The organism is Oceanotoga sp., assembly GCF_030445905.1.
GTDB lineage: Bacteria > Thermotogota > Thermotogae > Petrotogales > Petrotogaceae > Oceanotoga > Oceanotoga teriensis.
This window is the reverse complement of record NZ_JASUSU010000015.1, coordinates 50,316-60,063: the sequence shown is the minus strand read 5'-3', so window position 1 is coordinate 60,063 and position 9,748 is coordinate 50,316. Positions and strand designations below refer to the sequence as shown.

The following is a 9,748-nucleotide window of genomic DNA, read 5'->3' as shown; positions in this document are numbered from 1 at the left end:
CTTTCATTATTTATTATCTTTTATATTTTTTTGTTTTTTTTAATTTCTATGAATTATCATGAAATATTCACTTAAGCGTATTTTATAGAGGGAGGAAATGTTTTAAAATTTTTATTATTTTCAGAATTTTTTTTATTATTTATTACATTTTTTATATGATCATCTAAATGTTTTATTGGTATTTCAAATACTGGAAATCCCAATTTATCATTTCCTTTAAATGTTAGTATTTCTCTTTTATATCTTTCATAATAAGGACTTCTTGCTACACTCCCACCATAAATTCCTGTATTTGCAACAATTACATTTGTATATAATATTTTTGACATCATCTCCGAGACCCCTATATATGTTTCAACATCTCTGTTATGGGATATAATAAATAAATTATTAATTTTTCCTTGTAGGATCATGTATTTATCAAGATCTAAAGCATCATAGCATATTAAAGAAGAAAAAGAACCATAAGTATTGGATTTATATATTGTGGTTGATTTATTCTCTTTTATTGATATATTTTTTTTAGTAAACATATTTTTTTCTTGATGATTAAAATGCGACTTATAATTACTAATTTTCAATGTGAATATATCTTCGTAAGGCCAAAATATTATCTGTCTGTTCTGAACTTCTTTTTTATATTTATTATATTTATATTCAGTCCCTGTTATTATTGGTATTCTATTTTCTTTAACCCACTTATATATTGATATGATTCTACTATTTGGTAATGTAAACTCAGGCATTATTATTAAATCTGTATCAAGATTTTTAAAAAGTTCTAATCCCATTTTTATTTGTGTAAAAATCATCTTTTTTAATTTTTCTTTATAACTTATATTTTTTTCGTCGAAATAAATATACTTTTTATTTTGCATTTTAAAAAAATTTATATTTGGTTGTATTATCCCTATTCTAGCAAAAGGTTTTAATTCCTCTTTTTCATCTACTGAATTCACTGGAAGATCTTTTAATATTATATTATTTCTTTCTGTTTTTTTTATTTCTTCAATAACTTCTTTTAGACTTTTTTCTTCTAATATTGATTTATAAGGAGCTTGTTTGTTTCTTTTACCAAAATTTTTAGAATATTTACCCACAAGGTCAGATATTAAATTGATTATTTTAGAATTAGTGTTTGTATTTTCCATAAAATATTTCCACACATTTTTTCTATTATATTTTATTTTATTTTCATATTCATTGTTCAAAAAATCAAAAGATTTTTTAGTTTCAAACAAAAAGTTTAATAAGAGTCCTACTGTAGTTTTTGTATATTCAATATTTTCAATTTTTACTTTATTATCTTCTCCTACTAACATTTTACTAAATAAAAGATTTTTAAAATAATTATTTAACTCAATGTTTTTGTTCCCTTTTTCATAACTTTTTGAAAAATTCTCTAAAACAAAATCTATTTTAGTTAAATCTGAATTTAGTGTATTGAAAATATAATTAATTAAATATTCATTTTTTATATCTTTTTCTTGTCGCTTTTTTGTTAAATAATTAATTTGATCTTTTAATATTTTCACGAAATCAGCTTCTTGTGGTAAACAATTAGATAAAAAAATATTCCAACAAAGAATATCTTCATTTTCATCAAAATAATTGTAAATATAGTCATAAATCATTATCTCAAAGTATTCATTTTTAAGATTAAAATTTAATTTATTTGAAATTGTCATTATTAATTCTTTTTTTTGATTTTTTTCTTTTACCCTTTTATACAAACTATAAAATAAATATTTTTCTTTATCTCTAAAAATATCGTTAGGGATATTAATAAATGAACAAATATTCCGTTCAAATTCATCATTATTAGATAAATAAATCAAGTTATAATAATTTATATTTTCAATAGTATCACTTGTGATTTTATTCTCTATATCCCCTATTATTTTTTTTATTTTTTGCTTATTCAAATTAATGAGTTCATTTTCAATAATATAACTAATTAAATTAAAAAATCTATATTTTTCAATTAAATATATTTTTTCAATAATTTTATTCAAATTTTGTGATTCTTCATTTTCAAAAAAATCCTTGAAATTTAAAAAACCTTCTATTTCTTTTTTATAACAATCTATAGGTTTATTTAATTTTATTATTTTCAATATTTCTTCTGTCATAAACCTTGTTATTTCTGTTTTAAGATAATGTTTTATTTCAGTTTCAATTTTATCTTCTTCTTTATATTTTTGTATAATTTGATTATATAACTCTTCCAAGTTTTTAATAAAAATAACTTCTTTTTTATCTTCATTATCTTTCTCTAACGAAATATATTCATATTCATAAAATTCTCTCGCATAGAATATTATTTCGATTAATCTTTTAAAGATTTTCATTTTTGAAGGTATTTTTAATAATGAATATTTAATATCATTCAAACTATTGTAAATTAAATTCTCTTTTAATTCTTGCTTTTCTTTTGTTTTCTGTTCTGATAATTCCTTAGATAATTGTGAAAGATTTAGATCTTTTTCAAAAGATAACCAATCTTCTCCCTTATTGTCTATATCCCAATCAATTAATGCTCTAATCATTTTTGAATAATAATAAGATCCAGAAGATAATCTTGTTTTTTCTTCTATTTTATCTTTATCATAATAAGCCTTAATTAAATTTTTAATTCTGCTTGAGGTTTCTATCATTTCTGTTTCACCAATAAAATCAAATAATTTATTGTTTATTTGAGACATTTCATCGAAAACATTTGTTTTAAAATTATCGTAATTCTCTTTAGTTACTTTAAATTCATTTTTTACTCTTTCTGTATAATCCTCTTCCAATCCATACATTATTTTCAAATATTGTTTTCTACTTTCGTTTTCATCATCTATTTCATCAGTCAAAATCTTTATAACTTTTTTTTCGTTTTCATTCATGAAAAATTTAAATATATTCGGTTTTAATTTATTTAGAGATATATTCAATCCTAAATTTTTTAACTCTTTTTTTATATCAAAGAATTGATCCAATAAATCTTCAAAATCAGATGATATAAGAACCATATCATCAACATATCTAAAAAAACCAAATATTCTTCCTTTTTCATTTTTTTCTTTAATTTTCTCTTCCATTTTTAAATCAAATGAAAATAAATAAATATTCGAAATAAAACCTGCTGTAAGAAGTCCAACGGGTACATTTTTTCTATCTTCTATTTCTTTTCTCACTTTATCATCAGATTCTATTAATTTATAATTTGATAACTTTTTTAATAAATCAACTATAAGTTTTTTATCTTTTTTTAACCAACTATTCTCTTTCAATTTGATAATAAATTCTATAATTCTTTCAAATTCCTCAAACAATTTCTCTTTTATGATTTTATAAAAATATTTTTCTATATCAATTTTTATATAAAATAATTCTTTATAAATTTTTTCGTTGAAATTATTTCTATAAAATAAAGGAAATTTATTTTTCCAGACATCAATATTTTTGGTATATCCAGATTCAAATTTTTCAAATACCCATGTATTATTATTGCTACTACTTTCATACTTAATAATCTCTTTTTCTATTTCTGATAAATTTTCATATTCTAAATATTTATTTTTTGTTCCATAAAAGCATTTGTACAAGAATATTTTTTGATATCTTCTATATAATTTATAAGATTGATTGTAAGTTTTATATATATTACCATCTGGAATATTATATTCACCATATTCCCAATTTTTATCCTTTTTATACTGTAATCTCCAAAGTCTATTACCAAAAGAAAATCTTGGCATTATTTTATCTATTAAAGGACCTATTACATTTAAAAAACATAACCATAAGACTTGGTCATCAAAACTAACATAAAAATAATCTCTTGTGCTATCTAATTTTTTTGGTATTTTATAATATTTTAGTTTTATTCTATAGTTTCCATTAATTAGATATTTAATTTTATTCCTTAAAACTTTTATTTTTTCTTCAATATTATATTCCCATTCGAAAATTTCAGATTTTGTCATCGCATATTTCTCTACATTACTTTTTGCTTTTACATAAGCATTAATTATATTCTCTGATTTTTTTAATTCTGATAAAAAATCTTTTTTCATTAAACCCATCCTCCCGCTTTGTTATATTTTTATTTTATATTATCTTTAATTTTCAATCAAATAATTTGTTAATTATTTAATTAATTTATGTTGTTTTTCTGTTGTTGTTTGTTTAAATAGATATTTAAATATTTTCATTTTAAAATTAAACACCTAAATTCAAAAGAAAGATAATTTTTGATTAGATATTATTTTTTAAGCTTTTTATTCTTGAAACTGCTACAAGGTTTCAAATAGTTTTTCAATTAATAATAATATTGTATATTAAGAATGGTTATATCATAGACCAAAAGAAAGAAAAGCAAGTATTTTTAGAAGAATTAAAGGAAAATTTATTAGAGGTAAAGATTTCATAGAAGGGAAAGATGTTGAAGAAAAAACTAAACCTAATATTATTTTCTAGTTTTTATCTTATTTCATCTTTTGTTTAATTTTCTGTTTCATTACTCGCTTGTTTTTTTACATTATTTTTAAAGTCACCAAATTAATACATTATATAATCATCTAATTATAGAAATAATTGAAACATTAATTTATAATAAATTTTATCAAATTATAATTTTATATGAAAATAGCTCCTGTGTTTTATACAGGAGCTATATATTTATAATTCACTCATAACTTTATTCATTCTTGTCATCATGGATGTTTTATTTTCTATACATTCTGGACAAAATTTAATTTTATATGATCCTTTATTTGACCTTACATTTTTTTGAAGCCTTGTAGTAAAATAAAATTCTTTTTTGCCTTTTTCGAGATCTTCTGAATTTTTTTCAAAAAAACCTAAATCTACGTGTTTACAATTAAAATCATGTACCTCGATTTCTTTTTCATCATTCTTGAACACCATCACAAAACCTTCTGGTTTTTTTTGAGTAAACCTTTGATAAGATATTCTGTTTTGGATTTTTTTCATACATAGATCCCCCTTATTGTTGTATTTGAACGGATTAACCGTTTTTTATAATCTATATATGCTTCCCCTGTCATAATTATTATATATAATTTTGTTTAAAAAAATGTTAATTTTTTATTCTTTAGTTTTTTGAAGTTTTTTAATTAATTTTTCACTTATCAATTCGGCTTGTTCATAATTTTCATTTGCCTTTTCAAAATCTTTATTTTTTATGTTATTTTCAGCCTTTTTAGATATATCATGAAGTTTTTCATGTAAGTCTATAACCTCTTTCCAATTTTGATCTTCTATATTTTTTTCAATTATTTGCAAAAATATACCAAATTTACATTTTTTAGAATCATTTTCAATATTCATAAAATTTTTATTTTCTATTGCTAAATTTAAGTTTTGAACCCATTTTTGATGTGCTTGTATAGCAATTTCAGTTTGTTCTTGAACAAAATTTTTTTCAGCTATATTATATTCTTTAAAAACATCTAAAAGTTTTTGTTTTGTTTCTGTAAGTTCTGGCAATACTTGTTCCAAAATATTGGTAAGTTCTTTTTCATCTTTTGACAAAAATGATATATTTTGCATTTCGGAAGATATATCTTCTATTATGTTTCTTATATTATTCATTGCCGAAGACATTTCTTCGGTTGTAGCACTTTGTTCTTCTGAAGATGAAGTCAACGATTCTATCATTTTATGCACTTGAGATACATCTTGTGTTATTTCATCAAACATTTTTGAAATCTCAAAAGAATATTTATAAGTATCATTTATATTATTAACTGTCTTTTTTACAGACTTTTCAGCTTCATTGCTTGTGTTTTGAACTTTTTGTATTATTTGAGCTATTTCTTGCGTTGCCTTTTTACTATCATCTGCTAATTTTCTTATTTCATCAGCAACTACGGCAAATCCTTTTCCTGCTTCTCCCGCACGAGCAGCTTCTATTGCAGCATTTAAAGCTAAAAGATTTGTTTGTTCAGTTATTGAATTTATTGTATCTAATATTCTTGAAACATCTGATATATTCTCAGTTAATTCACTCATTATTTTAAAAGTATTTTCAGATTGATTTGATGAATCTTTTGATATTTTAGTTATATTTTCTATTTTTTGTTTTCCAATTTTTGATTTATCTAAAAGATTGTCAGAACTTTCTCTTATTTTTTCAGACGAATTTGCAATATCTTGTGAAGACACTGCTATTTCTTCTGAACCAGCATTTACTTCTTCTGTTGAAGAAACTGTATCATCTATTTTATTTTGTGTTTCATTTATAAAATCATCTAATTTTTCTGTCAATTGTATTATTTTATCAGTTATTCTTTGTATTTTAGATGAGTTAACACTTAAAACTTGAGTTGTATAAAATATTGATTTTAATGTTCCAAGTATTTTTTGTCTTATTATTTCTAATTCACCAATACCTGGATTTTTTTTTTGATTTTTCATCACATAAAGTTTCGTTTAAATTTCCTTCTTTTAATCTTTTTATTTTTAATTGTATGGGTTCTGATTTTACTTTTAAAAAATTCATTTTTTACCCCCTCTATGTATTTTATTATATTATAATTTATTTTTTTAATTTTAAATTAAAAAAGCTGCACTTCAATGTTGAAGTACAGCAAAAATAATTTTGAGTTATACTTTTATGCCCTCGATAAATATTCACCATTTGATGTATCTATTACTATTTTGTCTCCTATGTTAACAAACAATGGAACATTAACCTCTGCACCTGTATTCAATTTTGCAGGCTTTAAAGGATTTCCTGTTGAATCACCTTTTTCACCTGGTTCTGTATATTCAACAGTCAATGTAACATTTTTAGGCAATGAAAAAGATACAGGTCTTTCTTCATAGAAAGATACAAAAACTGTTCCTTCTTCTGCAAGAAAGTTTACTATATCTCCAAGATCATCTATATGAACTTCTATTTGTTCATATGTTTCATTATCCATAAGTGCATAATAATCTCCATTTTTATATATATAATTCATTTCTCTTTGGTCTAAAACTACATCTTCTAACTTTTCTCCACCTTTCATGGATGTGTCTACAGTTGAACCATTTTCAATATTTTTCATTTTTAATGTAACTGTAGCTTCATTTCTTCCAGACCAGTTATATTTATACTTTTGTATAGTATGAAGCTGTCCATTGTATTTTATAACATATCCTGGTTTTAATTCTGATGCAAAAATCACTTATATCACTCCATTTCTTAATATTTTCAAGATTATTTTACTATATTATCTCAAGTTTTTGTATTAAATTTTCTTGAAGACTTGATGTTATTTGAAAATAATTTTTTAATTTCTTAAATGTTTTTTGTAAAGAATTGTAATTTTTATCTATATTTTTATATTCTTGAATTATATTTTGTTTTATTTTATAATCATTTAAATACTTTATCATTAAAGAATAAGAATTATAAAGATATTCTTCTTCAAAAAAGCTTTTAATAAAGTGTAAAAAAGCTTCAACTTTTAAATGATGTATTTGATTTTTTTGTTTATAAGCTTCCCAAAAAAATGGTATTCCAGAATTCAAAGCAAGTTGAAGAGAGTCTTCTCCTCTTATCCAATTATATTTAGCACCATAAATATAATTATCAAATATTCTTTGAGGAGATATATCCATATTTTTTATATTTTCTTTTTTTATTTTTTTCCCCCAAAGGGTTATGGGATCATTTAAAAAATTAAGTTTTTCTGGGGTATACATATAAACATTATGATACCCTTTTATTTTTGAAGTAAAGAAACTATAGTTTAATATACCCGCAGTTTCTTTGTATAAACCTGGAACAAGAAAAGTATTTTTTATGTTCAAACCATGATGATATGACATCGTGTTATTTGAATTAATTGCCCACTTCTCTGGAGTAAAATAATCAATAGTTACACATATTTTTGAATATTTATTTATTATTTTTATATAATCTTCATTTGGGAAATACTGAAACATAAATACTATTTTTTCTGAACTTCTATAATTTGTTATATCTTTAATTTCTAAAATTTCAAAGTCTATTTCATCGTTTATATCATAAAATATTTTTTTATAATCCGTTATTACTCTTACTTTTTGTTGATATGTTTTTTGAAGTGCAGAAGCTAATCTTATAGTATATCCAGCATCACCATAATTGTCTATTACCGTAACGAATATATCTATCATTTTTATCACCATTATAATATATCATTTTTATTCTAATTTATTATGAATTTGTTTTTAAAAAGTTTATATATTCAAAAGTAGAATATTTCCAATTATTTATTTTTATATTTAATTCATTTTTTATCTTTTCATTTGAAAGAACTGATATAATAGGCCTTTTAGCTATCAATTTGAAATCTTTTTGATAAACTCTTTCTAATTTATTATTTCTTTGTAAGTATTTCAATATATATTTTATCCATAAATATCTTGAACATATTCCATCTCCAGATATATGATATATACCTACACTATCTTTTTTTAAAAGTTTTAAAGTTGGAATCAATAAGTCTTTAACATTAGTCGGAGATGATATCTCATCTATGGTACCTTTTATAATTTCATTATTTTCAGTATTTTTTATTATTTTTTTTATAAAATTATTCTCTTTTTCTCCATATAACCATGAAGTTCTCAATATTAGATAATTTTTTAATTTTCTTTGTATGTTTTTTTCTCCCAATAGTTTACTATAGCCATAATAATTTATTGGATTAGTTTCATCTTTTTCAGTATAATTTATTTTTTTACCATTAAAAACATAGTCTGTAGAAAAATGAATTAATTTTATATTATATTCTTTACATATTTCAATCAAATTTTCTGGATTATTAACTTCTAAAGTATATTGTTTTTTTATTTCTGCATTTTCAACATCTGTATATGCCGCAGTATTCAATATATGTGTGATTTTATTTTTTTCTATAAATTCTTTCATTTGATAATAATTTGTTATATCAAAATCTTTTTTATTTGTTTTATAGTTTATAAGTTTAATTTTTGAAAATTCTTTTCCAAGTTGCCCATCAGATCCAGTTAAAAGAATTTTCATCTTAAGTATCCCCAATGTTTATCTTTATGACTCAATATCAATTGTTCTTCTTTTATATTAAATTCTTTTAAATTCCAATATTCAAATATTTTTGGATCTTTCCATATAAATCCATCTTCATCATTAGAATTAAAATATTCATCAGTTTTATAATATACAATAGTTTCATCTTTAAGAGTTAAAAATCCATGTGCTATTCCTTTTGGAATGTATAATGTATAATTTTTATCTAATTTTATAGATAAAGCTTTTAAATAAGTTTCTGAATTTTTTCTGAGATCTAATATAACATCTATTATTTGACCATTTAAACATCTTATTAATTTTGCTTGCGGTTTTTTTATTTGATAATGCATTCCTCTCAAAGTATATTTATTTGAAAAAGAATAATTTTCTTGAACAAAATTAGTTTTCAAAAATTCATAATCATTTTTTCTATATATTTCTGAAAAATATCCCCTTTTATCTTCATATAATTTATTTTTTATTTGATAAACATTTTTTATTTCAAGTTCTCTAATATCCATAATCTACCTCCATTATCCAGTATATTATACCCTAAAAAAAAGATTCATATGATATATATCATATGAATCTTTTTTATTATTGTTTTTTTTCTTTTTTTATATTTTTGTATGCGATATTTAGGGATATTCCAAGGCCACCAAATAATATAATTCCAGCAAAAATCATGAAAAGAATAGATCCTAAACTCAT

Annotated in this window: 8 protein-coding genes; all 8 read right to left on the bottom strand. The window is 21.8% G+C overall.

Annotated elements, in window-relative coordinates; genetic code table 11:
• Positions 1 to 71 precede the first annotated feature (71 nt).
• On the bottom strand, positions 72 to 4,064 hold the full coding sequence (locus PWP28_RS06290) for a reverse transcriptase domain-containing protein (RefSeq protein ID WP_308644431.1): 3,993 nt from the start codon (positions 4,062 to 4,064) through the stop codon (positions 72 to 74).
• A 604-nt stretch (positions 4,065 to 4,668) separates the two neighbouring features.
• Positions 4,669 to 4,983, bottom strand: a complete 315-nt coding sequence (locus tag PWP28_RS06285; RefSeq protein WP_109603968.1) for a hypothetical protein — start codon at positions 4,981 to 4,983, stop codon at positions 4,669 to 4,671.
• Between the two features lie 114 nt (positions 4,984 to 5,097).
• Positions 5,098 to 6,429 (bottom strand): methyl-accepting chemotaxis protein, encoded by a 1,332-nt coding sequence (locus PWP28_RS06280; RefSeq protein ID WP_308644430.1) that lies wholly within the window; start codon positions 6,427 to 6,429, stop codon positions 5,098 to 5,100.
• A 197-nt stretch (positions 6,430 to 6,626) separates the two neighbouring features.
• Positions 6,627 to 7,184, bottom strand: coding sequence for an elongation factor P (efp, locus tag PWP28_RS06275; protein WP_305081411.1), 558 nt, complete (start codon positions 7,182 to 7,184; stop codon positions 6,627 to 6,629).
• A gap of 40 nt (positions 7,185 to 7,224) precedes the next feature.
• Positions 7,225 to 8,160, bottom strand: coding sequence for an elongation factor P maturation arginine rhamnosyltransferase EarP (earP, locus tag PWP28_RS06270; protein WP_305081412.1), 936 nt, complete (start codon positions 8,158 to 8,160; stop codon positions 7,225 to 7,227).
• Between the two features lie 40 nt (positions 8,161 to 8,200).
• Positions 8,201 to 9,031: a dTDP-4-dehydrorhamnose reductase gene (gene rfbD, locus PWP28_RS06265; RefSeq protein WP_305081413.1), complete on the bottom strand. Its 831-nt coding sequence runs from the start codon at positions 9,029 to 9,031 to the stop codon at positions 8,201 to 8,203.
• Positions 9,028 to 9,558 (bottom strand): dTDP-4-dehydrorhamnose 3,5-epimerase, encoded by a 531-nt coding sequence (gene rfbC, locus PWP28_RS06260; protein ID WP_109603963.1) that lies wholly within the window; start codon positions 9,556 to 9,558, stop codon positions 9,028 to 9,030. The genes rfbD and rfbC overlap by 4 nt, the downstream gene beginning before the upstream one ends.
• 76 nt (positions 9,559 to 9,634) lie before the next feature.
• Complete coding sequence (locus PWP28_RS06255) at positions 9,635 to 9,748, bottom strand: MetS family NSS transporter small subunit (protein ID WP_305081414.1); 114 nt, start codon at positions 9,746 to 9,748, stop codon at positions 9,635 to 9,637.

Bases quoted from the DNA above. Each gene is read 5' to 3' on its own strand.
- earP (WP_305081412.1), bottom strand. From the start codon at position 8,160: ATGATAGATATATTCGTTACGGTAATAGACAATTATGGTGATGCTGGA.
- rfbD (WP_305081413.1), bottom strand. From the start codon at position 9,031: ATGAAAATTCTTTTAACTGGATCTGATGGGCAACTTGGAAAAGAATTT.
- PWP28_RS06255 (WP_305081414.1), bottom strand. From the start codon at position 9,748: ATGAGTTTAGGATCTATTCTTTTCATGATTTTTGCTGGAATTATATTA.
- PWP28_RS06290 (WP_308644431.1), bottom strand. From the start codon at position 4,064: ATGAAAAAAGATTTTTTATCAGAATTAAAAAAATCAGAGAATATAATT.
- rfbC (WP_109603963.1), bottom strand. From the start codon at position 9,558: ATGGATATTAGAGAACTTGAAATAAAAAATGTTTATCAAATAAAAAAT.
- PWP28_RS06285 (WP_109603968.1), bottom strand. From the start codon at position 4,983: ATGAAAAAAATCCAAAACAGAATATCTTATCAAAGGTTTACTCAAAAA.
- PWP28_RS06280 (WP_308644430.1), bottom strand. From the start codon at position 6,429: ATGAAAAATCAAAAAAAAAATCCAGGTATTGGTGAATTAGAAATAATA.